Annotated in this window: 14 protein-coding genes; 7 read left to right on the top strand and 7 right to left on the bottom strand. The window is 68.8% G+C overall.

What is annotated here, in order from left to right:
• Position 1 precedes the first annotated feature (1 nt).
• Together NM961_RS14090 and NM961_RS14085 are read left to right on the top strand one after the other, a co-directional pair.
• On the top strand, positions 2 to 730 hold the full coding sequence (locus NM961_RS14090) for a helix-turn-helix domain-containing protein (protein ID WP_255915039.1): 729 nt from the start codon (positions 2 to 4) through the stop codon (positions 728 to 730).
• 241 nt (positions 731 to 971) lie between these two features.
• A complete protein-coding gene (locus tag NM961_RS14085; protein ID WP_255915038.1) occupies positions 972 to 3,683 on the top strand; it encodes a serine/threonine-protein kinase in 2,712 nt (903 codons plus the stop codon).
• A gap of 222 nt (positions 3,684 to 3,905) precedes the next feature.
• Here the strand turns inward: NM961_RS14085 and NM961_RS14080 are convergent, their stop codons facing one another.
• The 4 genes from NM961_RS14080 to NM961_RS14065 form a co-directional block, all read right to left on the bottom strand.
• Positions 3,906 to 4,592 (bottom strand): phospholipase D-like domain-containing protein, encoded by a 687-nt coding sequence (locus NM961_RS14080; protein ID WP_255915037.1) that lies wholly within the window; start codon positions 4,590 to 4,592, stop codon positions 3,906 to 3,908.
• A gap of 284 nt (positions 4,593 to 4,876) precedes the next feature.
• Positions 4,877 to 6,541 (bottom strand): ubiquinone biosynthesis regulatory protein kinase UbiB, encoded by a 1,665-nt coding sequence (ubiB, locus tag NM961_RS14075; protein WP_255915036.1) that lies wholly within the window; start codon positions 6,539 to 6,541, stop codon positions 4,877 to 4,879.
• Positions 6,538 to 7,179, bottom strand: coding sequence for a ubiquinone biosynthesis accessory factor UbiJ (locus NM961_RS14070; RefSeq protein WP_255915035.1), 642 nt, complete (start codon positions 7,177 to 7,179; stop codon positions 6,538 to 6,540). The genes ubiB and NM961_RS14070 overlap by 4 nt, the downstream gene beginning before the upstream one ends.
• Positions 7,180 to 7,426: 247 nt before the next feature.
• Complete coding sequence (locus NM961_RS14065) at positions 7,427 to 8,383, bottom strand: helix-turn-helix transcriptional regulator (RefSeq protein ID WP_255915034.1); 957 nt, start codon at positions 8,381 to 8,383, stop codon at positions 7,427 to 7,429.
• A gap of 165 nt (positions 8,384 to 8,548) precedes the next feature.
• Here NM961_RS14065 and NM961_RS14060 point away from each other — a divergent pair, with 165 nt between their 5' ends.
• The 3 genes from NM961_RS14060 to NM961_RS14050 all read left to right on the top strand — a co-directional run bounded on the left by NM961_RS14060 (position 8,549) and on the right by NM961_RS14050 (position 12,753).
• A complete protein-coding gene (locus NM961_RS14060; protein WP_255915033.1) occupies positions 8,549 to 10,414 on the top strand; it encodes a winged helix-turn-helix domain-containing protein in 1,866 nt (621 codons plus the stop codon).
• Positions 10,415 to 10,548: 134 nt separating this feature from the next.
• Positions 10,549 to 11,904 carry a hypothetical protein gene (locus tag NM961_RS14055; RefSeq protein ID WP_255915032.1) on the top strand — a complete coding sequence of 452 codons (1,356 nt, stop codon included), beginning with the start codon at positions 10,549 to 10,551 and terminating at the stop codon, positions 11,902 to 11,904.
• 216 nt (positions 11,905 to 12,120) lie between these two features.
• Entirely contained in the window at positions 12,121 to 12,753 is a 633-nt protein-coding gene (locus NM961_RS14050) for a LysE family translocator (RefSeq protein WP_255915031.1), read from the top strand.
• Positions 12,754 to 12,789: 36 nt separating this feature from the next.
• On the opposite strand, the gene NM961_RS14045 is transcribed toward NM961_RS14050, so the two are convergent.
• Positions 12,790 to 13,395, bottom strand: a complete 606-nt coding sequence (locus NM961_RS14045; protein ID WP_255915030.1) for a hypothetical protein — start codon at positions 13,393 to 13,395, stop codon at positions 12,790 to 12,792.
• Entirely contained in the window at positions 13,392 to 14,555 is a 1,164-nt protein-coding gene (locus tag NM961_RS14040; RefSeq protein ID WP_255915029.1) for a mannosyltransferase family protein, read from the bottom strand. The genes NM961_RS14045 and NM961_RS14040 overlap by 4 nt, the downstream gene beginning before the upstream one ends.
• A 583-nt stretch (positions 14,556 to 15,138) precedes the next feature.
• Here NM961_RS14040 and NM961_RS14035 point away from each other — a divergent pair.
• The gene (locus NM961_RS14035) at positions 15,139 to 21,291 is read left to right on the top strand and encodes an RHS repeat-associated core domain-containing protein (RefSeq protein WP_255915028.1); all 6,153 of its coding nucleotides are present in this window, start codon (positions 15,139 to 15,141) and stop codon (positions 21,289 to 21,291) included.
• Between the two features lie 10 nt (positions 21,292 to 21,301).
• Positions 21,302 to 21,526, top strand: coding sequence for a hypothetical protein (locus tag NM961_RS14030; protein ID WP_255915027.1), 225 nt, complete (start codon positions 21,302 to 21,304; stop codon positions 21,524 to 21,526).
• A 152-nt stretch (positions 21,527 to 21,678) separates the two neighbouring features.
• On the opposite strand, the gene NM961_RS14025 is transcribed toward NM961_RS14030, so the two are convergent.
• The gene (locus tag NM961_RS14025; RefSeq protein WP_255915026.1) at positions 21,679 to 22,689 is read right to left on the bottom strand and encodes an NAD-dependent epimerase/dehydratase family protein; all 1,011 of its coding nucleotides are present in this window, start codon (positions 22,687 to 22,689) and stop codon (positions 21,679 to 21,681) included.
• Between the last annotated feature and the right edge of the window lie 16 nt (positions 22,690 to 22,705).

Here is a 22,705-nt window from a genome sequence, read left to right as displayed (position 1 = left end):
GATGACGACGAAGAAAACCGGCGGCAGGGTCCGCAATCCGGCGCCGGACGGCGAGCGCGGCGCCGGGCAGACCAATCCGGGCGCGGCCCTCAACGCGGCGCGCAAACGGCAGGGGTTGACCCTGGTGGAACTGAGCGGGCGCTGCGGCCTGCCGGTCTCGACCCTGTCCAAGCTCGAAAACGGCAAGATGGCGCTGACCTTCGACAAGCTCACGCGCATCAGCGAGGCGCTGGGCGTGGACATCGCCGAACTGTTCGCCAGCGCCGGCGGCAGCGATCCGGCCCGCTTCAGTGGCCGCCGCAGCATCACCCGCGCCGGCGAAGGCTATGCCATCGAAAGCGCGATGTATGCCCACCGCTATCCCGCCGCCGATCTGCTCAACAAGCGCTTCGTGCCCATCGTGGCCGAACTGCACGCGCGCACGCTGGAGGAATTCGGCCCGCTGGTACGCCACGCCGGCGAGGAATTCACCTTCGTGCTGGAAGGCACGGTCGACCTGCATACCGACCTGTACGCGCCGACCCGGCTGTACGCCGGCGATTCCATCTATTTCGACAGCGGCATGGGCCACGCCTACCTGGTCGTGGGCGCGGGGCCGGCGCGGGTGCTGTCGATCTGCTCGGCCAGCGAACTGCACCTGCGCGAGACCATCATCGCCGACGCGAACAAGGCCGCCGCGCACAGGCCGGCCCGTGCCGGCGGCCCGCGCGGCCGCGGCAAGGACAGCTAGGCGCTCTCGGCGGCGCTTCGCGGCACCGGGACATCCGGCGCCGCGGCGGGAAAATCCGCCGGTTCGCAAACCGGCGCATCGCGCTGCCGCCCGCAACCATTCTGCGCCGCACGGCGGGAAAGTCCTCGCGTTTGCAAACCGCCACACGGCGGCGCCGTGCAGCGTGATCCCCGGGCCTGCGTTCTGCCGTATAAGTCCGGTTACACGCGGACCCTGGCCGCCGCGTCGATGAGCCGATTCCATGGATGCACAACGCTGGCGCCTTGCGCGTGAATTGTTCGAAGCCGTGGTCGACTTCGCGCCGGCGCAATGGGAAGACCAGCTGCTGCAGCAATGCCCGCACGATGCCGCGCTGCGCGAGGAAGTGCTGGCCCTGCTGCAGGCCGATGCGGCCTCCACCCGCGGCACCGCCATGCTCGACCGCGCCCCCGACATCGTCGCCGAGCTGGCCGAACAGCTCACCGGCAGCGCGCGCGGCGAGGCGCCCGGCGCGGTCAGCGGCATGCGCCTGGGGCCGTTTCGGCTGGTGCGCGAGATCGGCCGCGGCGGCATGGGCGCGGTATGGCTGGCCGAGCGCGCCGACGGCGAATTCCAGCAGCAGGTCGCGATCAAGCTGATCCGCGGCGGCTGGGACACCGCCGAGACCCAGGCGCGCTTCCGCGCCGAGCGGCAGATCCTGGCCGCGCTGCAGCATCCGCATATCGCCCATCTGGTCGACGGCGGCGTCAGCGCCGACGGCAAGCCCTGGCTGGCGCTGGAATACGTCGACGGCGTGGATCTGCGCGCCTGGTGCGACAGCCGCCAGCTCGACCTGCGCCAGCGCCTGCAGCTGTTCCTGACCGTGTGCGAGGCGGTGCAGCACGCGCACCAGCGCCTGGTCGTGCACCGCGACCTGAAGCCGTCCAACATCCTGGTCAGCCGCGACGGCGTGGTGAAGCTGCTGGATTTCGGCATCGCCAAGCTGATCGGCGCCGACAGCGCCGCGGTCAGCGCCACGCGCATCTTCACCCCCGAATACGCTGCGCCCGAGCAGGTGCGCGGCGAACTGGTCACCACCGCGGTCGATGTCTATGCGCTGGGCCTGCTCCTGTACGAACTGCTCAGCGGGCAGCGTCCGTACAAAATGGAAAATTCCACGCCGGCCGCGTACGAGCGCGCCGTGCTGGACCAGGAGCCGACCCGGCCCAGCCTGGTGGTGACCCGCGACGGCGCCCAGGCCGAGGCCATCGCGGCCAGGCGCCACCTCACGCCGGTGCGGCTGCGGCGCGAGCTGCGCGGCGACCTGGACGCGATCGTGCTCAAGGCCCTGCGCAAGCAGCCCGCGCAGCGCTATGCCAGCGTCGGCGACCTGGCGGCGGACCTGGAACGCCATCTGCGTCGCCAGCCGGTGCTGGCGCGGCGCGGCAACTGGCGCTACCGCGCCGCGCGCTTCCTGCAGCGCCATGCGCTGGCCGCGGCGCTGGGCCTGGTCGCCGTGTTCGCCCTGCTGGGCGGCCTGGGCGCGGCGCTGTGGCAGGCGCAGATCGCGCGCAGCGAACGCGACACCGCGCGCGAAGCGCTGCGCTTCATGACCACCTTGTTCGATAACGCTGATCCGGCCAACCAGAAAGGCGAGGCGCTGAGCGTGCGCGAACTGCTGGACGCCGGCGCGCGTGACATCCGCAGTGCGCTGGCCGGCCAGGATGCCGCGCGCGGTCCGCTGCTGGTCACCATGGCTTCCGCCTATCTCGGCCTGCAGCAGCTGGAGCCGGCCGCGCCGCTGCTGGACGAGGCCCTGGCCATTGCCCGCCGCCGCGGCGACCGCGCGCTGGAAGCCGCCGCACTGACCCAACAGTGCCGCCGGCTCGATCTGGCCAACGACAGTGCGAAATGTCCGCCGCTGCTGGACCAGGCCGAAGCGTTGCTGGATCCGCGCGATCCGGAACAGGCGCGGCTGATTGCCTACGGCCTGGCTCTGCGTGTGTACGGCCTGCAGCTGGAAAACCGCAACGACGAGATCGTGCGCCAGATGCGCCGCGGCCTGGCCCTGCTGGACGCGCGGCAGCCGGCGCACCGCTTCATGATCGTGGAGCTGAGCGGCCACCTGGCCTATGCGCTGAACGAACTGGGCCAGAACGCCGAGGCCGAAACCGTGCTGCAGCCGCTGCTGGCGCAGTTGCGCCGCGACAGCGGTGCCGAGCGCGTGCTGCTGCCCGACACGCTGGGCACCTTGTCGGCCGTGGTCGCCGAACAGGGCCGCACCGAAGAAGGCATCGCCCTGCAGCGCGAGGCGGTCGCGGCGATGGAGGCGCTGTATGGCAAGGACAGCCCCATCATCAGCGGTCATCTCAACGGCCTGGCCCGCGCGCTCAACGCCGCCGGCCGCGGCGAGGAAGCGCTGCCGGTGATGGAGCGCACCGTCGCGCTGGACCGCAGCCGCGGCCAGGCGGTGAACCCGGAGCTGGCCAGCGGCCTGTGCAACCTCGGCGTGCTGCGCCTGCAGCTGGGCCAGGACGACGCCGCACTGACCGCACTGGACGAGGCCGTGCGGGTGGCGCAGCGCTCGGATATCGCCATGGAGCTGGGCCGCAGCCTGCTCTGGCGCGCCAGCCTGCATGTGCTGGCCGGCCGCGCGGCTGCCGCCGCGGCCGATGCGCAGCAGGCCGCAGGCGTGCTCGCGCCGACCTATCCGCCCGACAGCGAGCTGATGCTGCGCGTGCGCACCGTCGCCCTGGCCGCGCGCCTCGCCGGCGGCGGCGCCGTGGCCGGCCTGCGCGAGGAAGCCGCCGCGATCGACCAGGCGTTCCAGGCCGGCAACGCCAGGAACGGCCCGGATGCCGCCTTCGCCCGCTTCCTGCGCGCGCGCACGGCGGCGGACGGCGCCGGCGCGGCCGCACTGGAACAGCTGCGCGCGGCATTGCCGCGGCCAGGCGACTACCGCGTGCGCATGGCGGGACGGCTGCCGGGCGGCTGACTGCAGCAGCGGAGTGATTTCCGCACGGGCCTGTCCGCTGGCAGGCAGCGACGCCGCAAGCGCCCGTCCGGTGTGATTGCCGCGCAGGCCAGCCCGGTATGCGAAGCGGACCGCCCGGCAAGGCAATGCCGCGAGCCGGCTGACGGCCGCCGTTGCTGCGCGGCGCCTTCGGTACCGCCCGGATGCGGCGCGCACTGCCGCGCCGCAGCCTGCGCGTTCGCGTCAGCCCGTATAGCGCTGCCAGAGCAGGTCGAACTGCCCGGCGAAGCAGCGCACCAGATAGGCGTCGTTGCTGACGATGAGGTTCTCGTCGTTGCTGTGGCTGGCGCTGCGCGTCCAGTTGAAGCTGCCGTTGGCAAGCAGGCGGCCGTCGAACACGGCGAACTTGTGGTGCATATGCGCCGGGCTGCGGTCGGTGCGCACGGCGATGCCGGCGCGGGCCAGGCTGAGGATGTCGCTGCCTTCGTCGTGGCGCTTGTCGTCGTCGGTGACGATGCGCACCTGCACGCCACGTTCGTGCGCGGCCAGCACCGCTTCGGAAAGGCGGTCGTCGGCCAGGGTGAATACGCAAATATCGATCTGGCGCCTGGCGCCGCCGCAGAGTTCGCGCAGTTTGCGCAGGCAGGCGTCGCCGGGCGTGAAATAGGCGCTGTGCGCCGCGGCGGCGACGCTGCTGCACAGGTCCAGGGTCTTCACCACCTGTTCCAGCCAGCGCAGCAGTGCGGCGGCCTGGGCCGGCTCGGCCTCGATACGCTCGCGCGCGATGGCGAAGGCGGTGTTGCGCAGGCGGCGCAGCTGCTCGGTCTGCAGCTGTGCGCCGATTTCGCGCAATTGGAACTTTTCCTCATTATCCAGGCGCTGGTCGGCGGCGCTGGCGCGCAGGGTCTGGTCCAGTTGTTCGAAGTTCATGGAGTGCGCCGCCGCGGGTGGAGAAGCGCATTCTGCAGGCGGCGGCGTCGCGCCGGAAGACCGGGCCCTGGCGGCGGCACCCTCGCCTCAGGCGTGGCTCATTCTCTGGCGACAATCAGGGGCGGCCTGGCACAGACCCTGTGTTTCGGGCTCGGTCTGCACTCCGTTTCTCTGGTCGTGTCGTCGCCGCCATGCCGTTGTGGCCTCGTGCCTTCATGCTTCAGCTCCAATCCCCGGACCGAACCGAACCCGAACTAGAACCCCGAATTCGAACTCCGCCTCCATCAACTGCGCCGGTTCGCCGCCCAGAAACACAGCGTCCCGGCGATCGCCGTGAACCAGGCCGTCCATGGCACGCCGCCGAAGCGCGGTGCGGCGCCGTCCAGTGCGTACAGCAGCACGGCGGAAAGGATCAGGGTGGCGCCCAGGGCCAGCGGCACGATCTGGGCGCGGCTGGCGCTGGCGTCGGCGTGCAGGTTGCGCAGGTCTTCGGAGTGCACGCGCATCTGGATGCCGCCGCTGCTGGCTTTCTGCAGGTAGTCGTGCAGCAGCTGCGGCATGTCGGGGGCGGCGGCCAGCCACTCGGGCACGCGCCGGCGCAGGGCCTTCCACAGGGCGGCGGGGCCGTGGCGGTCGCGCCACAGGCGTTCCAGCACTGGCTTGGCCACGGCCCAGATGTCGATTTTCGGATCCAGCTGGCGGCCTATGCCTTCGATATTGAGCAAGGTCTTCTGCAGCAGGATCAGCTGCGGCTGGATCGTGAGTTCGTAGCGGCGCGCGGTCTGGAACAGCTTCACCAGCACCTCGGCCAGCGAGATCTCGCTCAGCGGCCGGGTGAAGTAGGGTTCGCACACGGCGCGCGTGGCGGCTTCCAGTTCGTCCAGGCGCGTCGTCGCCGGCATCCAGCCGGCCTGTACGTGCAGCTGGGCGATGCGGCGATAGTCCTGGTTGAAAAGCGCGATGAAGTTTTCAGCGAGCCAGTACTGGTCGGCCTCCGGCAGCGAACCCATGATGCCGAAGTCGATGGCGATGAAGCGCGGCTCGGCCGGGCGCGTGGGATCGACCCAGATATTGCCGGCGTGGGCGTCGGCATGGAAGAAGTTGTCGCGGAACACCTGGGTGTAGAACAGCTGCACGCCTTTCTGCGCCACCTTGACCCGGTCTATGCCGGCGGCGTCCAGCGCGGCGATGTCGTCGGCGGGAATGCCGCGCACGCGCTCCAGGGTCAGCACGGTCTCGCGCGAATGGCTCCAGTACACCTCGGGCACGTAGAGATCGGGCGAGTCGCGGAAATTGCGCCGCAGCAGGCAGGCGTTGGCGCCTTCGCGCTGCAGGTCCAGCTCGTTGCGCAGCGTGGTCTCGATCTCGGCCACGACTTCGCGCGGGCGGATCTTGTCGGCGTTTGGGTGGAAGCGTTCGGCCAGGCTGGCGAAATCGTGCAGCAGGGCCATGTCGGCGGCGATGCGCCTGCCCACGCCGGGACGCAGCACCTTGACCACGACTTCGCGCCCGTCCTTGAGCTGCGCCGCGTGTACCTGGGCGATGGAGGCCGAAGCCAGCGGCGTCTCGTCGAAATGCGCGTACAGCTCGGCGATGGTCGCGCCCAGCGCGGTTTCCACCGCCGCGCGCGCCTGTGCGCCGGGGAACGGCGGCACCTGGTCCTGCAGCAGGGTGAGCTCGTCGGCGATGTCCTGCGGCAGCAGGTCGCGCCGGGTGGAGAGGATCTGGCCGAACTTGACGAAGATCGGCCCCAGCTCGGCCAGCGCCATGCGCAGGCGCGCGCCGCGACTCAGTGCGCGTACGTCGGCGTGGGGGCGGCCGAACAGCGGGCGCACCCATTTCAGCGGACGGAACAGGTGGACGGCCTCGACCAGGTCGTCCAGGCGGTAGCGCAGCAGTACGCGGGCTATGCCGATCAGGCGCGGCACGCTGGTCAGCTGCCGCTTCATGCGCGCTTTTCCGCGGCGGCGCGCAGCCGGCTCAGGCGCGCTTCCAGGCGCTCGGCGCGTTCGCGCAGGCCGTCGACGCCGTCGAGGAATTCTTCCATTTCCGCCGGCGCGATCAGGTCGCCGCTTTCCTCGCGCAGGTAGTCCGCCCCGTCGCGCAGCAGCGCCTCGCCGCGCTCGCGTGCAAAGCGCAATGCACCGGCGAAGCCCTGCGCCAGCTTCACCCCGATCACGTCGCCGAACACGCGGCTGAAGGCTTCCTCGAAATCCGGACGATAGCCGCCGGCGATCTTTTCCAGCCGGCGTGCGAGTTCGGCGTCGCCGGCGATCTCGACCTTGCCCGGCGCGATGGCGCCCTCGTCGCCGCGGCGCAGCAGCAGGCCGATCAGGCTGCCCGGCGAGGCCGCGACGCGCAGTGCGCTGTCGCCGGCGAAGGCCGGGCCGACTTCGAGCCGTTCGCCCGCCACCTGCAGGCGCAGCGCGAGCGGCGTATCGCGGAATGTCACGCTGAGGGCGCGGCCGTCCAGGCGGCGCAGCTGGGCGCGGGTATCGGGGTCCAGCGCCAGGGCGCGATTCAGGGCGGTTTGCAGCAGGCCGCCGAGCAGGGTGAGCAGAGGGTTGGGCTTGCGCGGAGTATTCATGAGGGGGCGATTCTACGTGAGCCGGCCGAACACGCGCGTTCGTGCGGCGATCTGTCGTGGAACGTGCGGATTTGCGCGGCGCCGCCGCACCGGCGCGCCTGGGCCGGCGCCGGAACGCAGGGCACGGGCGCGCCGCGCGCAGGTGTCGGCGTACCGCTGCCGTCGCGCTGAAGACGGCAGCGCTGTCGTGCCTGAATCCGCGTCGAAGCGGCTGTTGCGGGAATGTTGCGCTGTACCTCGCCGGCGCTCAGGCGCGCGGCTGCGCCGCCTGCTGCAACTGCGCCACGTGCGTGGCCAGGGCCTCGCGCAGCGCGTCCGGCGCGACGATCTCGAAACGGAACGGCAGGCGCGCAAGCTGGCGGGCGAACCAGTCCAGGCAGTCGGTGCCGCCGCGCAGGCGCACGCCTTCGGGCACAGCCTCGAACACGCCTATGCTGCCGAGGAATTCGGCCTGGACGCCGGCGAGGTCGGTATACAGCAGCACCTCGACCGCGACCGCCCGCGGCATGCTGGCCAGGCCCAGCGCAAGCTGTGCCGCGGCGTCGAAATTGGCCGGCCGGCCGAAACTCTGGTCCAGCGGCAGCACGCTGACGATGCGGTCCAGGCGGAATGAGCGCAGGTCGCGGCGCAGGTGGCAATGACCCAGCGCATACCAGCGGCCGCTGCGCCAGGTCAGGCCGTAGGTGTCGAAATCGCGCCGGCTGGTAACGCCGTCGGCGGCGCGGTAGTCCAGCCGCACCCGGCGCTGGCCCTGGGCCGCGGCGCTGAGTTCCAGCAGGGCTTCGGTATCGGTCGCGGTGACCGGGTGGCTGAGGTCCAGGGTCACCGTCTCGGCCACCGCGCGCACGCGCCGCTGCAGATTGGCCGGCATCACCCGTTCCAGCTTGGCCTGGGCGCTGGCCACGGCCGGCGCTGCATCGGCCAGGCCGAGCCGGCGCGCGGCGAGCAGGCCCAGCGACAGGGCCAGGGCCTCGTCGTCGCCGAACATCAGCGGCGGCAGCTTGAAGCCCGGCACCAGCGAGTAGGCGCCGTAGCGGCCGCGCTCGGCGGTGATGGGGATGCCGATGTCCTCCAGCACGCGGATATAGCGCCGCACCGTGCGCACATCGACCTCCAGCCGCTGCGCCAGCTCCACGCCGCTGATGCGGCCATGGGCCTGCAGCAGTTCGAGGACGGTCAGTACGCGGGAGGCGGGGTGGCTCATGCGGCAGGTGGCTCCGGCTCGGGGCAGGACGGTCTTGTCTGCGCCAGCGGCTTAAGCTTAGTTTGAATCAGGGCCAATTCCGCCCGCATTTGAGCATTATCCCGGACTTACCGGCGCGGCGGCGCCTTCGCTACGATCACCGTGATCCCCGTGCCCGACCGACCGATGGCCTTACCCGAGTCTTCCCGCGCGCCCGAGCCGCGTGTCGTGGGCTATCGCTTCGCCGGCGTGGCGCTGGACCTGCGCCGCGGCAGCCTGTCCATCGACGGCAACGACGTGGGCGCGACCCCGCTGCTGTTGCAGTTGCTGCAGATCCTCTGCGAATCCGAGGGACGCCTGCTGACCCGGCAGGAACTGTTCGACGCACTTTGGCCCGGTGGCCAGACTGTCTCGGATTCGGCGCTGTCGCAGCTGATCTGGCGCCTGCGCTCGCTGCTGGGGCCGTACGGCAGCCTAGTCACCACGCTGCGCCGCAGCGGCGTGCGGCTGGAGGCGCCGGTCAGCACCGAGTTCGACTTCCAGCGCAGCCCGCGCAAGGCGCTCCCCGAGCCGTCCGGCGCCGAACCGTCCGCCGCGCCGGTGCCGCCGGCCGTGGAGCAGGCCGGGCCGTTGCCGCCCGGGCCGCCACAGCCGGCAGGGGATGCCGCGGCGCCCCGGGCGAAGGACGCGGCGGTACCGCAGCCCGTGGCCAGCCCTGGGGGCCCGGCCGCGCCGCGCCGGCGAGTTCTCGCCGCGGTGCTGGTGCTGGCGGCGCTCGCGGCCGGCCTGGCCGCCTGGCTGCTGCGCGATCCGCTGATCTTCGACGGCTATGCCCTGCGCGAGAGCGACCTGCAGGCCGACCGCAGGGAAACGGCGGGCATCGCCCGCGCGGCCTTCGCCGCCGAGGAAGCCGGCGACCGCGAGCGGGCGATCGCGCTGATGCGCAGCCTGCACGCGAGCGATCTGGCTACGCCGGTGCCCGCGGCCATGCTGGCGTGGTGGCGCTCGCATACGGCGCCGGAGGAGGCGGCCGCCTGGGGCCGTGCGGCGCGGGCGCGGCTGCGCCCGGACACCCCGCCCTATCTGCGCCTGTTCGTCGACTATTTCGTGACCCGCAGCGGCAACGACTCTTACCGCGGCGCGCTCAATGCCGCGCTGGAGCTGCGCCCGGCGGCCTGGCGCATGCAGTACGCCCGCGCCCATGTGCTGCTGGCCGACCGCGACTTCGCCGGCGCGCTGCGCTCGCTCCAGCAGGTGCCGACACGCGGGCCCGAGGCAGGCTTGCTGGCCGACGTGCTTGCCGATCGCCTGTCGCTCGGCGACCCGGCTGTCGCGGCGATGGCGCGCGCGCTGCCGGCCATCGCCGGCAATCCGACGCTGCGCACCTACCTGCAGGGCCGCGAGGCCTACAGCGCCGGGCGCCTGGCCGAGGCCGTCGCGGCGCTGGACGAAAGCGCCCGCCATGCCCAGCAGGCCGGCGACTATCTCCGCCAGATCATGGCCACCGAGCTGGCCGGTATTGCCGCGTTCGAGGCGGCCAGCGCCGACACGCTGCCGCGGCTGTCGGCCACGCGCCGGCTCTGCCAGGACCGCGGCCGTTTTGACTGCGTGGCCACGGCGCTGGGCTTGCAGGCGGTCATGGAGGCGCGCCGCGGCGAAGCCGGCCGCGCCTCGGCATTGCTGGCCGAGGCCTGGCAGCTGGCGCCGCATCTGTGGATGCGCCCGGCGCTGCTGCTGGTCGCGCTGGAAAACCAGCTCGCCCTGCCCGGCGACCTGCGGGCCGTGGCTGCCGACATTGCCGACGACCCGGCCTTCGCCGGTGTCGCCGAGCTGCTGCGCGGTTGGCAGGCGCAGGCCCGGGGCCAGCCGGAACAGGCACGGCGCGAGCTGGACCTGGCCGTCGAGCGCGGCGTGCGGCAGACCTACAGCGCCGAGGACGCGCTGCTGCTGGCCGCGCGCCTGGGCGCGCCTGTCGCCCCGTGCCGCACCGATCCGCCTTATCCGAACCCGCTGCGGCTGAGCGCCTGCCTGCAGCTGCGCGAAAAAAAATAGTTTCGGATCAGTGATCTGGAACTCTGTGATGTTGCTGTTAACTTGTTCCTGGGCGGCAGTGAAGCAGGCCGCCGGGGGCAGGCCCAGGCTCCGTTCCGAAGCCGCCGCCGGCGGCATTGCCTACGGAGCCTGCCATGTCCTTTCTTTCCTGGATCACCCGCGCGATCTTCTGCTTCTGCCTGATGCCCGGCGGTCCGGCCGCCGCTGCCGGTGACCTTGATCCCAGCTATGCCAGCTACGGCTACGCCCGCCTGACCGGCGCCGGCGCGCCCGGGCCGCAGGCGCTCACCGTACTGCCCAACGGCAGTACCGTCTTCGCCGCCTCGCGGCCGACGACGGTCCACGACATCGTGGTGGGCGCGCTCAACCGCGACGGCCACCCCGATACCCGCTTTGCCGCGGGCGACCTGCTGCAGATCACGAGCACCGGCACGCTGTACCGGCCGCTGCTGCGCTATGACGCGCGCACGGACAAGACCCTGCTGGCCGCGAGCGACTTCCGCAATGGCGCCTATCACCTGCTGCTCTGCCGCATACGCCAGGACGGCACGCTGGATCCGACGTTCTCGACGGCCGGCTACACCAGCCAGACCGGTTGCGTCAGCATCCCGCCGCCGGCCTTCGCCGCCAGCGGCATCCTCGTGGCCGGCCTCCAGCCGCTGGCCGACGGCCGCATCCTCGTCGGCGGCAGTGCCTACAACTTCACGACGAACTCGTTCCGCGCGTTCGATGGCCGGGTTACGCCGCTGGACGTCGATCCCGGCCAGGCGCCGGCCATCAACGACGTGCCGAATCTCGACAATGTATTCATCAATGCCGTGGCCTTCGATGCGCCGTTGGGCGACGTCTACTTCGCCGGCTCGCAACGCTTCGTCACCGGCGATTCGGCCCTGATCGTCGCGCGCCTGGGCGTATCGACCATCCAGACCTATCTCTACAACGCCAACAACGTCGCCAACGGCAGCGAGGAAGCCCGCGCGATCGTGTTCCGCGGCAGCAGCGAGATCTACGTGGCAGGCACGATAGAGACCGCCGGCGGCAAGTCCGACTGCATGGCGTTCCGCCTCAACCGCACCATGCAGCCGGACTTCGGTTTCGGTCCGGGCTCCAACGGCCGCCGCACCGTGCGCTTCAACGGCGCGGCGCTGGACAGTGCTTCCTGCGACGCGGTGCTGACCGACGCACAAGGCGACGTCTACGTCGGCGGCCGCGTAGGCCTCAACGGCGACCAGTCCTACGAGGCGGCGGTGGCCAAGCTGACGCCGGGCGGCGATTTCGCCGCGAACTTCGGCCTCAACGGTGTGGCGCGCCCGGCCGGGGGACTGAATCCGCTGCGCAGCGAGCGCACGCTGGCGCTGGGCCTGCAACTCGGCCGCGTGATCCTTGCCGGCCCCAGCGAACTGGCGACCGGCGCCACGCCCAAGACGACCGACATGGTGCTCGCCCGCCTGACCCATGCGGACGTAATCTTCGATAACGGCTTCAACTGACTGTGGCGAATCAGGTCCGGACTGGTCCTGATTCGCGGGCAGACTGCCGCGGTCGAAACCCGCAGAGCGGATCATGGCGATCAGAAGAATGACAGGCGTGTTCCGGGTGGTTGGCGCGTTCGCGCCGGCCGGGTGCGGTCCCGGCGGCGCGGCGCATGCCGGGGCCAGGCCTTCTGCTGGCGCGAAGCGCCCGGTGCAGCAGCTGGCGGTGGCCGCATGCAGAGCCTGACCCAGCTGTGGCTGTTCTTTCTCATCGTACTGGCCGTGGTCATCCTGCCCGGCATGGACATGGCCTATATCGCCGGCAGCTCCCTGGTCGGCGGGCGCCGCCAGGGCCTGCTCGCCCTGGCCGGCATTGTCGCCGGCGGCATCTGCCATGTGATTGCGGCGGCCTGCGGCATAGGTCTGCTCATCAAGCTGGTGCCGGGTCTGTTCAACGCGGTGCTGCTGGCCGGCGCGGTCTACCTGGCCTGGATCGGCGTATCCCTGCTGCGCAGCCGCAGCGCCGCGGTGCTGGAGGCGCAGGCGCCGCGCCTGTCCGACCGCAGCGCCGTGTTGCGCGGTGCGCTGACCTCGCTGCTCAACCCCAAGGCCTATCTGTTCATGCTGGCCATCTTTCCGCAGTTCATCGACCCGCAGCGCGGCGCGGTCTGGCTGCAGGCGCTGGTGCTGTGGACGATCATCGCCGTGACCCAGGCCGGCATATACGGCGGCCTGGCCCTGGGCCTGGCCGGCGGCCGCGACTGGCTGCAGCGGCGGCCCAGCGGCGGGCTGCTGCTCAACCGCGGCGTGGGCGCATTGCTGCTGCTGACGGCGCTGTGGACGGTGACGGCCGGCTGGCAGCATTAATACAATGCGCCAAATGGAAAAGTAATTTATCGACGATTATTGCTGCGCTGCGGCCGCGCTGATGCGCAGTTCGCGCAGGACCAGCAACCGCTTGTGCTGCGGCCGCGTGAACGGATCGTAGGGCAGGGGCTGCAGTGCGCCGACGATCTGCAATTCCAGATCGATGGGCGCGCGCCGCACGCGCGCGGCCGGCACGACCAGGCTGGCGTCCGCGATGCGTCTTTCCGTACCTGCCGGCCAGCGCGCCAGTTCCTGCCCGTCCACGCGCGCGCTGATCGCCGTGCCCGGCGGCAGACGGTAGGCATCCAGGCTCAGCTCCAGGCGCAGGTCGCCCGGGAGCAGGAACAGCGGCAGCAGCACGTGGCCGGGCGAATGGATCAGGTTCGTGCCGTCGGCCTCGGCCGGCCACCAGCCAGCGCCCAGCAGCCGGGTTTCCTCGCGGCCGGCGCTGAACACCCAGTGCTGCGGCAGGCTGCGCGGCGCCAGCGGCCATTGCGCGATCTCGGCGCGGCGCTGTGCCTCGGTGTCGAGGAAATTGCGGCTGTGGCGGCGGAAATGATTCACCGCGGCCAGATACATCAGCCCCAGCAGCAGAAGCAGGGCGAACAAGGTGTAGCGGCGCCAGGCGGGATCGGTGCTCATAGGCTGACGTAGGCTCCCAGCGTCCAGGCGACCATGAGCCAGCCGCCGAGCAGCCCGAAGCTGGCCAGCGTCGCCGCCGTCGCCAGCGGGCGGCGGTCCAGTGCGTGGGCCAGCACCAGCCACAGCGGGAACAGCACGATGCAGTAGCGCAGCATGGCGTTGGAGATCAGCGAGATCCAGAACAGGCCGAACAGCCCGGCGCACAGCGCGAATTCCGCATACAGGCGCAGCCGCAGCAGCCCCAGCGACACCACCGCCGCGACCAGGCTGCAGATGGCCCAGAAGCGGCTGGGCCCGCCCTGCTGCAGGTGATTGGCCATCACACGCCAGGGCAGGTCGGCGGCCCAGCCCCAGCCCTGGCGTATCGTGGTCTGCTGCGCGAAGGCATCGCCGGTGGCGTAGAAACACCAGCTCCAGAACAGCAGCAGGCCCAGCGGCGCCAGCACCACCGGCACGAAGGCCTCCGGCCGCCGCCAGGGCTGCAGGAACACGCGCGGACCGAACTCCTGCACCAGCCAGGCCAGCGCGAACAGCAGGAAGAAAAACCCGTTTGGCCGCGCCGCCGAAAGTAGCGCCCCGGCCAGGCCGGAAACGAGGTAGTGCCGCCGGCGCAGGTGGTACATGGCCATCACCAGCAACAGCAGGAACAGGCTTTCGGTGATGCCGGCGGAAAACACATAGCTCTGCGGCGTGAAGCAGAGCAGGGCGACGGCGATCAGGCTGGCCTGCAGCGACAGTCCCACCAGCACCGCGTAGCGCTGCACATAGAACAGCGCGGCGATGAAACAGAGGTTGGTGGTGAGCAGCAATGCGTGCAGCGCATCCAGTCCCAGTGCGCCGACACCGCGCGCGAGCAGCGGCAGCAGCGGAAAAAACGAGTAGTTGGTCATGCCCGGCCCGTTCTCCAGGCTGGCCGTGGAATAGCCGCTGCGCTGCACCTGCAGATACCAGTCGCAGTCCCAGCGGCAGAACAGGTTGGCCAGCGGCTCGGCCACGCCATCGCCCAGGGTCTGCCGCGTCAGCGAGCCCACCGCGATCAGGCCCAGGCGCGAGAGCAGGTACAGCGCCAGGATCACCAGCGCGATGCGCGCGGGGTGGTCTTCCCGGCGCAGCGCGGCCAGCACGCGCGAGCCGCGGCTGCCGGTCGTTGCCGCATTCATGGGCCGCGGCCGTCTGCGCCTGTCCCGGCGCAGCGGGCGGGTTCTTGCCGCTGCGGCGCGATGGCGCAGGCGGTGCGGAAAAGGTTGGGCGCGATCATGGCAATCCGCAGCGGGGGCGAGAAAGGTGGATTGTGGCCAAGCCGCGCGGCGATGGCGATGGTCCGGCGGCCGCCTGGTGCAGATCCGTGCCGGCAACAGGCGGCGCGTGTCCGCCCGTACGTGCTGGCAGCGCAGACAGAACAGGCGCAAGGGTGGCCGGACATCGGCGGCCGCCGGCCGCGCTGCTGCGGGGCGCGAGAGCGCAGCCCCGCAGGCCCTTTGCCTGCGGCGGCGGTCACCTCAGCCGTTGAGACGGTGGTTGATCATGATTTCCGCGCGAATCCGTAAAGCTCTTCTGCAGCCCCGTGCAGGAAGCACGGCCGCTGCAGCGAAGCCCTCCGTCTATCGCCTCGTTTCCGCTCCCATCCGGCACTGCTGTCACGGCAGAGGCCGGTCCCTGGGCGAGGCGCGGCCGCGGGGATCGGTGATCGGGGGCCGGATGTCGCTCGACGTCCGGCAGAAATGAACTATCTCGGAGTTGCCCATGCATCGAGTTTTTTCCCAACGGCGGCGCGCGCTGCTGTTGCTCTACGCCCTGGCCCTGGCGCCTGCCCAGCAGGCTGCCAGCCAGACCATCGCCTTCCAGGATGAATACGCCAAGCTGATCGAGGCCGACCAGACCGTCGCGCCGCTCACCGACAACCTGTTCGGCGATTCGGTCAGCCTCTACAACGGTTCCACCGAGTTCGTCCAGACTGACGTCAGCCTGCCGGGCAACAGTGCAATACCCGTCAGCATCGGCCGCCGCTTCGCGGTGGAAAATCGCGGCGGCGGCGGCTTTACCAGCAATCGCTATGCATTCGGCGACTGGGACCTGGAAGTTCCCTACATCACGACAATACAGGCAGCGGGCACGAACTGGCCGGTGAGCAGCAGCGGCGATCCCCTGATGCGCTGCTCCGGGCCGCAGTCCGCCGACCAGGCCGTGCCGCCGATGGCGCTGGACATTGAAGGCAGCAATCCGGTCGAGGCCGACCTTTTCTGGTCCGCGCCCGCCCTGCACGTTCCCGGTGCGGGCAACAAGCCGCTGCTGTTCCGCGGCAACGGCGCCGTACCCGCGCCCACCGATGGCAAGAATTATCGCTGGCTGACCAAGGACAATTGGTTCGCCGCCTGCATCGTTCCCAGCGTCGACGACGGCAGCGGCGACGGCTTCGTGGTGCGCTCGCCCGACGGCCTGGTCTACTACTTCGACCACATGGTCAAGCTGACCCATCCCGCGGTCACGCGCAAGAAGCCGTCGGGCGCGTCCTCGACGGTGAACCGCGAGGAAGTACGCCTGTACGTCACGCGAATCGAAGACCGTTTCGATGCCGGCGGTTCGGGCAAATTCCCGCACAACTACGTGAAGTACACCTGGGTCGGCGCGCAGCTGCATGAAATCGCCGGCAACGACGGCCGCAGGATCACGCTGACGTACAACGGCGCCGGCCGCATCGACAGCATCAGCGACCAGACGCGGACCTGGACCTACAACTACAGCGGCGTCTACCACACGCTGTCCAGCGTGACTTTGCCGGACCAGAGTCGCTGGGAGTTCGGCCTGACCGCGCTGCAGGACGGCAAGACCAATTACGATCCGCTGGTCGCGCCGACCTACGAAGGCCCGCACTGCCATCGTCAGCGCGTGCTGCCGGCGGCCGGCGGCCTGAACCAGCGTTCGGGCACCATCACCCATCCCTCCGGCGCGACCGGCACTTTCGTCTTCGATGTGCGGCGCCATGGACGCACCAAGGTCGACTACGACTGCAGCCATGATCCCGGGAGTGGCGGCGATCCCAACTTCTTCACGCCCAACGGCGCGCCGGCCCTGTTCGATACGTTGGCCCTGATCGAGAAGACGATCACCGGGCCCGGCATCGCCAAGGGATACACCTGGAGCTACAGCTACGAGACCGTGGCGGCGACGACCTGCGGCGGTCCTTCGGGCTGCAACCTCGGCGACGCCGACAAAGACGTCAGCGTCACTGCACCGGATGACTCCGTCACACTGAACAAGTTCGGTGTGCGCTATGGCGAGAACGAGGGCCAGCTGCTCAGCAGCGAGACGTTTGAAGGCAGCGTTTCCAGGCGCCGCCAGGAATACGCCTACGTCACCAATGCCGAGGCGCCGCTGCATCCGTTTCCGCAGCAGATGGGCCATGTGCTCAATCCGCGCGTGGATAATCTGTCCTCCACCTGGCTGCGCCCGCAGAAGCAGCGCCTCACCATCCAGGACGGCGTTACCTTCCGCTGGACGGCGCAGAGCTTCGACGTGTTCGCCCGGCCGGTCGATGTCGCCCGCGGCAGCAGCCTGAGCGGTGTGGACCGCGTTGAGCGCACCGCCTATCACGACAGCTATGCGCACTGGCTGCTCGGCCAGATCGCCAGCGTCAGCACGGTATTCAGCGACGGCTCCAGCGTGGTCAGCAGCAACAAGACCTATCATCCGCTCTCGGCCCAACTGACCCAGGAATACAGCTGGGGCAAGCTGCAGAAGGAATACAGCTATCACGCCAACGGCCTGCTGGCGAGCGTGACCGACGGTGCCGGCGCCGCCCATGCGACGGCGCTCAGCGACTACTACCGCGGTGTGCCGCGCCTGGTGCAATACGCCGACGGAACGCAGGAGCGGGCCGAGGTGAACAATCTGGGCCGCATCACCAAGGTCTACGATGAGCTGAACAATGCGACGACGTTCAACTACAACCTGACCAACGGCCGGCTGGAGTCGATGATTCCGCCCGGCGGCGATCCGGTGAGCTGGACGGCGACCACCTACGTGCTGGCCAAGATCAACGCGCCGGAATTCGGCCTGGCCGAGGGACACTGGCGCCAGACCGTGACCACCGGCGCGCGCAAGAAGGTCGTATACCTCGATGCTTTGTATCGCCCGGTCGTGGTCGAGGAGTGGGACACGGCGCTGCCGGCGCAGAAGCGCTATTCGGTGCGCCGTTTCGACCATGCGGGCCGTGAGACCTTCTCCTCGACCCCGCAATTCGATGTGTTCGCCGATTTCGGTGCGGTCAGCACCGGCCTGAGCACCACGTATGACGCGATCGGCCGCCCCATTGGCACGGCCCAGACGGCCGAGACCGGCACGCTGCTGACCTCGACCACCTACCAGCCCGGCTTCAAGCGCCGCGTGGTGGATGCGCGCAACCAGGCGACGACGACGTCCTTCCTGGCCTGGGACGAACCCAGCTACGACTATCCGACGCGGGTGGAAGGACCCGAGGGGCTGGTTGTGGCCATCCAGCGCAATATCTGGGGCCAGACCACGCGCCTGCGCCGCGACGCCACGATCAACGGCGTGCCGATGTCGGTCAACCGGGTCTATTCGTACGATCAGCACAAGCGGATATGCCGCATCGCCGAAAACGAAACCGGCAGCACCATCATGGATTACGACGATGCCGGCAACACCCGCTGGGTGGCCAGCGGCCAGCCGCTGAATCTCTCGTCGACCAGCTGCCTGCGCGAGACGGTGGCCGAGACGGCGAAGAACATGCGCTACTACGATTTGCGCAATCGTCTGTACGGCTCCACGTATCCGGCCGGTACCGAGGGGGTATCGCACACCTATTACCCCGACGGCGCGCTGTGGACCATCAGTTCCGCCGGCGCCACCTGGACCTACGAATACAACAATCGCCGCCTGCTCGAAAAGGAAACGCTGACCTACGACGGCAAGACCTTCGTTTACGACTGGGGCTACGACAGCCTGGGGTCCGTTGCCTCCCTGACCTATCCCGACGGCCAGTACATCGACTACGCGCCGGATGCCTTCGGCCGTCCGACCAAGGCCGGCAGCTACGCCGCCAATGTGCAGTACCACCCCAACAGCGCGGTCAAGCAATTCACCTACGGCAACGGCGTGCAGCACAGCATGACGCAGAATGTGCGCCAGCTGCCCCAGCGCGCCACCGACAGCAAGAACGGCACGGCGGTGATCGACTACGGCTACAGCTATGACGGCAATGCGAATATCGCCAGCGTCGATGATTACGCGCAAGGCGGCATTGAATCCAAGGTCATGGGCTACGACGGCCTGAACCGCCTGACCAGCGCTTCTGCGGCCAACCTCTGGGGCAGTGCAAGCTTCCAGTACGACCTGTTCGACAATCTGCGCCGCACCCAGGTCGGTGTCCGGGTTTATTCCTATGTATACGATGCGGCGCGCAACCTGCCGCAGCGCATAGAGAACGGCGCCGGCCAGACTCTGTTCGACATCGGCCATGACCCGCGCGGCAATCTGAACAGCAAGGGCAGCCAGGGCTTCACCTTCGACGCAGCCAACCGCCTGATCGTGGCCACCGCGGCCCCCGGCGGCAGCGGCACCGAAACCTACGTCTACGACGGCCACGGCCGCCGTGTGTCGGTGCAGAAGAGCGGCCAGAGCGGCAAGCGCTACGCCGTCTACAGCAAGCAGGGCCAGCTGCTGCACGAACTCGATGCCCAGGGCAAGGCGACCGACTACGTCTATCTGGGCAGTACCCTGGTCGCGCGCCTGAAGGACGGCACGCCGAACCAGGCCCTGCTGCAGGTCGATCCGCCGGGCCAGACCAGCGGCAATTTCACGTTGAGCTGGACCAGCGTACTTACCAGCGGCAACTACCAGCTCAGCGTGCGGCGCGACAACGACCCGGCACAGAACTACACCATCGCCGCACCCGGCCTGAGCAAGCTGTTCACCAATCCCGACGGCGGTTCCTACGACTTCAGCCTGACCGCCTGCGCGCCAGGGAATACCTGCAGTACGGCCACGCTGAACGACTATGGCGTGACGCCCAAGCCGGTCGCGTCGATCGGCGTGCCGACGTCGCCGCAGAGCGGGCAGTACACGGTCAGCTGGCAGCGCTCCGTCGGTGCACGCAGCTATCGTGTCGAGGAATCCAAGAACAGCGCCGCGTATGTGCAGCTGGCGGATTCGCCGACGGCCAGCCTGTCGGTCTCGCGCCCCGGCAATGTCGCCGGCACCTACCGCTACCGCGTGACCGCGCTGAACGAGTTCGGCGAGCGCGCAGGCGTGATTTCCGCCGAGGTCACCGTACCGACCATCATCACCTGCGACAACATTCCCTCGCTGACCACGCCGACGATCTCGCCCATCACGCTGGGCAATCCGGCCAACAGCTATCGCGTGCAGTGGTCGGCTTCCGAATGCGCCACGGCGTATGACTTGCAGGAATCGCCCGACGGCCTGAACTGGTCTGCCGCGCCGGGCACCTTGGGTCCGGTGAGCACGACCTATTTCGACTTCAGCAGCCGTGCCAACGGCACCTACTACTACAGGGTGCGCGCCAGCCGGCCCGGCAATACGCCGGTACCCTTCAGCGGCTGGAGCGATACGCGCGCAGTAACGGTGAGCGTTGTGCTGTCGCCGCCGATTCCGGCCAATGTGCGGCTCAGGAGCGATGGTCAGGAAGGCACAAACATCATCGTCTATGGCAACAACAAGACGGTCGATGTGCTGTGGGACAGCGTGCCCGACGTCACGCATTACATCGTGCGCCAGGCAACCAGCCATCCCCAGTGCAGCGCGCTGCACGGCGGCGAATACCAGGTGCCCGCACTTCCGCCCAGCCTGCTGGGCCGGCCCGTGCCCTACCGCTGCAACAATGTGACGAACCAGCCGACGGCGTATGAGTTCACGGTCAAGGCCTGCAGCGGTGCGAACTGCTCGCTGGAGTCCGCCATCGCCATGGTCACGGTGGAGTCCGGCACGGGCGGCAGCGGCGGCAACGGCATGGAAGCGCTGACGGCCCTGCAGCCGACCTATTACCACACCGACGCCCTCGGCAGCCCGGTCGCGGAAACCAACGCGGTTGGCAGCATGATTCCCGCCGACATCACGCGGCTGCGCTACGAACCCTACGGCGTGCCGCTGAATGGCTATACCGATGCGCCGGGCTATACCGGCCATGTGGCGGATTCGCATACGCAGCTGAGCTATATGCAGCAGCGGTACTACGATCCGGTGCTGGGACGGTTCCTAAGTGCGGATCCTGTCGCGGTCGACACCCGTACAGGCCTGAATTTCAACCGATATTGGTACGCCAACAACAACCCATATACCTACACCGATCCCGACGGGCGCTATGTCGAGGCAGCGTTTGAAGCGGCAAGCCTCACTTTGGACGTGGTTGAACTCGACAGTGCAATACAGAACGGTTCTGCACTCGATGTGGCAGCGGCTGCTGGAATTCTGATAGCAGATGCAGTCTTGGCCGCATTGCCTCTCGCGCCTGGGGTAGTAGGTCTGGGCGTGCATGGAACAAGTGAGGTTGCCGCCGTGGGAGCCCGACTCCCCGATGAAGCGCTCGTGGTTCGTGGTGGATCAGCGCAAGGCGCCAATTCGGTCGATGGCATTGCAGCGGGTACGTCTAAGCACCATGACGTTGACGTCACCGGTTTTTCGGTCGAGAGTGCTGAAGGAGCGACGTTCTGCGATTTGTGCAGGAACGTGATTCATAATCAGGTGGGCACTACGACGGTTGGAGATATTCGCAAAGCTGGTGGCGATGTAGTGCCGACGCCAGGGAAATCGCCGACTCATGCCACGGTAACCGGGCTCTCGCCGGACAAGGCGAGCACGCTTCTCACGCCGACGCAGAAGAATCCAATTCCTAAGGATGAACGGCGTAATTTTGATTGAGGATGCGAGCATGATCGTGTTTGCCGATTTCAACAGCTTCGACAGCGATGGCTTCATCCGCCTGCACTATCCGAAAACTGAAGCCCAGCTGAAAGCAGCCAACATTGCAATGCGCGAAGGCCTTGAGCTGACGGTGTCAGACGGGGACATCACGGCTGATGTTGTGGTTTGCGCACCTGGCCCGGAGGGTATCTGGCGTGGAAAGATCGTTGGAGAAATGCATGACCGCTCGTAGCCCGCGTCAAGGCGGTTCGCTGAACTGATTGCGGAGCGCTTGCCAGCCAAGTTTCATCATCGCTGGAAAGCGAATTTCTATTCGCCGAGCGGCTGCTCAGGCCGCTCGGCATTTTGTTCTGCGGCAGATTGCTTCCGTGATATCCGCTTACGTCACCCCTTGCGCTGTTGCATCCTCGCCCGCGCCAGCTGCTCGCCCACCCGCACCAGCCCCTCGCTGGTGCTGACCTTCGGCGCATAGCCCAGGTCGCGCCGCGCGGCGGCGATGTTGAACCAGTGGGCGGTGGAGAGCTGTTCCACGATGAAGCGGGTCAGCGGCGGCTCGGACTTGAGGCGCAGCAGTTTCCAGATGCGCTCCATCCAGGTGCCGGCGAAGCGGGCGAAGTCCAGCGAGACGCGGCGGTGTTCCGGCGGCAGGCCGGCGGCCTTGAGCAAGGCATTGATCATCGCGTCCTGGTCCATGGGCTCGCCCTGGGTGATGAAGTAGGCCTTGCCGGCGATGGCGCTGCCCGGCTCCAGCCGGTCCAGCGCGAGCACATGCGCTTCGGCGGCATTGTCCACATAGACCGTATCGATTTTCTTCGGCTTGTCGCCGATATGGCGCAGGCGGCCCTTGTTGGAGCGGTCGATGATGCGCGGCAGCAGGTGCGGATCGCCCGGGCCCCAGATCAGGTGCGGGCGCAGCGCGACGGTGGCGAGCTGGGGCGAGTTGGCCGCCAGCACGCGCTGTTCGGCGCGGGCCTTGGTCTGCGGATACGGCGCGAGGAAATGCGTGGCGTACGGCGCGGATTCGTTGACGCCATTGAGGTCCTGCCCGTTGTGCACCACGCTGGGGCTGGAGGTGTAGACCAGCTTGTTGATGCGGTGGATCTCGCAGGCGGCGAGCACGTTGTCGGTGCCGCGCACGTTGATTTCGTAATACTCCTGCAGCGGCCCCCAGGCGCCGGCCTTGGCCGCGGTGTGGACGATGGCGTCGCAGCCTTCGGCGGCCGCGGCGACGAGATCGAGATTGCGCAGGTCGCCGGCATGCTGCTGCACGCCCATGGCCTTGAGTTCGGGATAATCCTGGCGGTTCAGCGCATGCACTTCATGCCCGCGCGCAAGAAGCTGCTTGCAGACGGCCTTGCCCAGGAATCCGCCGCCGCCGGTCACTAGCACTTTCATGGTTGGGCTTGCTCCT

The sequence above is a fragment of the Tahibacter harae genome (assembly GCF_024437735.1).
Classification (GTDB): domain Bacteria; phylum Pseudomonadota; class Gammaproteobacteria; order Xanthomonadales; family Rhodanobacteraceae; genus Tahibacter; species Tahibacter harae.
This window is presented reverse-complemented; position numbering and strand designations above follow the sequence as displayed.

What these genes read in the sequence shown, in the direction of transcription:
- NM961_RS14090 (WP_255915039.1), top strand. Translation starts at nt 2, where the DNA reads ATGACGACGAAGAAAACCGGCGGCAGGGTCCGCAATCCGGCGCCGGAC.
- NM961_RS14085 (WP_255915038.1), top strand. Translation starts at nt 972, where the DNA reads ATGGATGCACAACGCTGGCGCCTTGCGCGTGAATTGTTCGAAGCCGTG.
- NM961_RS14080 (WP_255915037.1), bottom strand. Translation starts at nt 4,592, where the DNA reads ATGAACTTCGAACAACTGGACCAGACCCTGCGCGCCAGCGCCGCCGAC.
- ubiB (WP_255915036.1), bottom strand. Translation starts at nt 6,541, where the DNA reads ATGAAGCGGCAGCTGACCAGCGTGCCGCGCCTGATCGGCATAGCCCGC.
- NM961_RS14070 (WP_255915035.1), bottom strand. Translation starts at nt 7,179, where the DNA reads ATGAATACTCCGCGCAAGCCCAACCCTCTGCTCACCCTGCTCGGCGGC.
- NM961_RS14065 (WP_255915034.1), bottom strand. Translation starts at nt 8,383, where the DNA reads ATGAGCCACCCCGCCTCCCGCGTACTGACCGTCCTCGAACTGCTGCAG.
- NM961_RS14060 (WP_255915033.1), top strand. Translation starts at nt 8,549, where the DNA reads ATGGCCTTACCCGAGTCTTCCCGCGCGCCCGAGCCGCGTGTCGTGGGC.
- NM961_RS14055 (WP_255915032.1), top strand. Translation starts at nt 10,549, where the DNA reads ATGTCCTTTCTTTCCTGGATCACCCGCGCGATCTTCTGCTTCTGCCTG.
- NM961_RS14050 (WP_255915031.1), top strand. Translation starts at nt 12,121, where the DNA reads ATGCAGAGCCTGACCCAGCTGTGGCTGTTCTTTCTCATCGTACTGGCC.
- NM961_RS14045 (WP_255915030.1), bottom strand. Translation starts at nt 13,395, where the DNA reads ATGAGCACCGATCCCGCCTGGCGCCGCTACACCTTGTTCGCCCTGCTT.
- NM961_RS14040 (WP_255915029.1), bottom strand. Translation starts at nt 14,555, where the DNA reads ATGAATGCGGCAACGACCGGCAGCCGCGGCTCGCGCGTGCTGGCCGCG.
- NM961_RS14035 (WP_255915028.1), top strand. Translation starts at nt 15,139, where the DNA reads ATGCATCGAGTTTTTTCCCAACGGCGGCGCGCGCTGCTGTTGCTCTAC.
- NM961_RS14030 (WP_255915027.1), top strand. Translation starts at nt 21,302, where the DNA reads ATGATCGTGTTTGCCGATTTCAACAGCTTCGACAGCGATGGCTTCATC.
- NM961_RS14025 (WP_255915026.1), bottom strand. Translation starts at nt 22,689, where the DNA reads ATGAAAGTGCTAGTGACCGGCGGCGGCGGATTCCTGGGCAAGGCCGTC.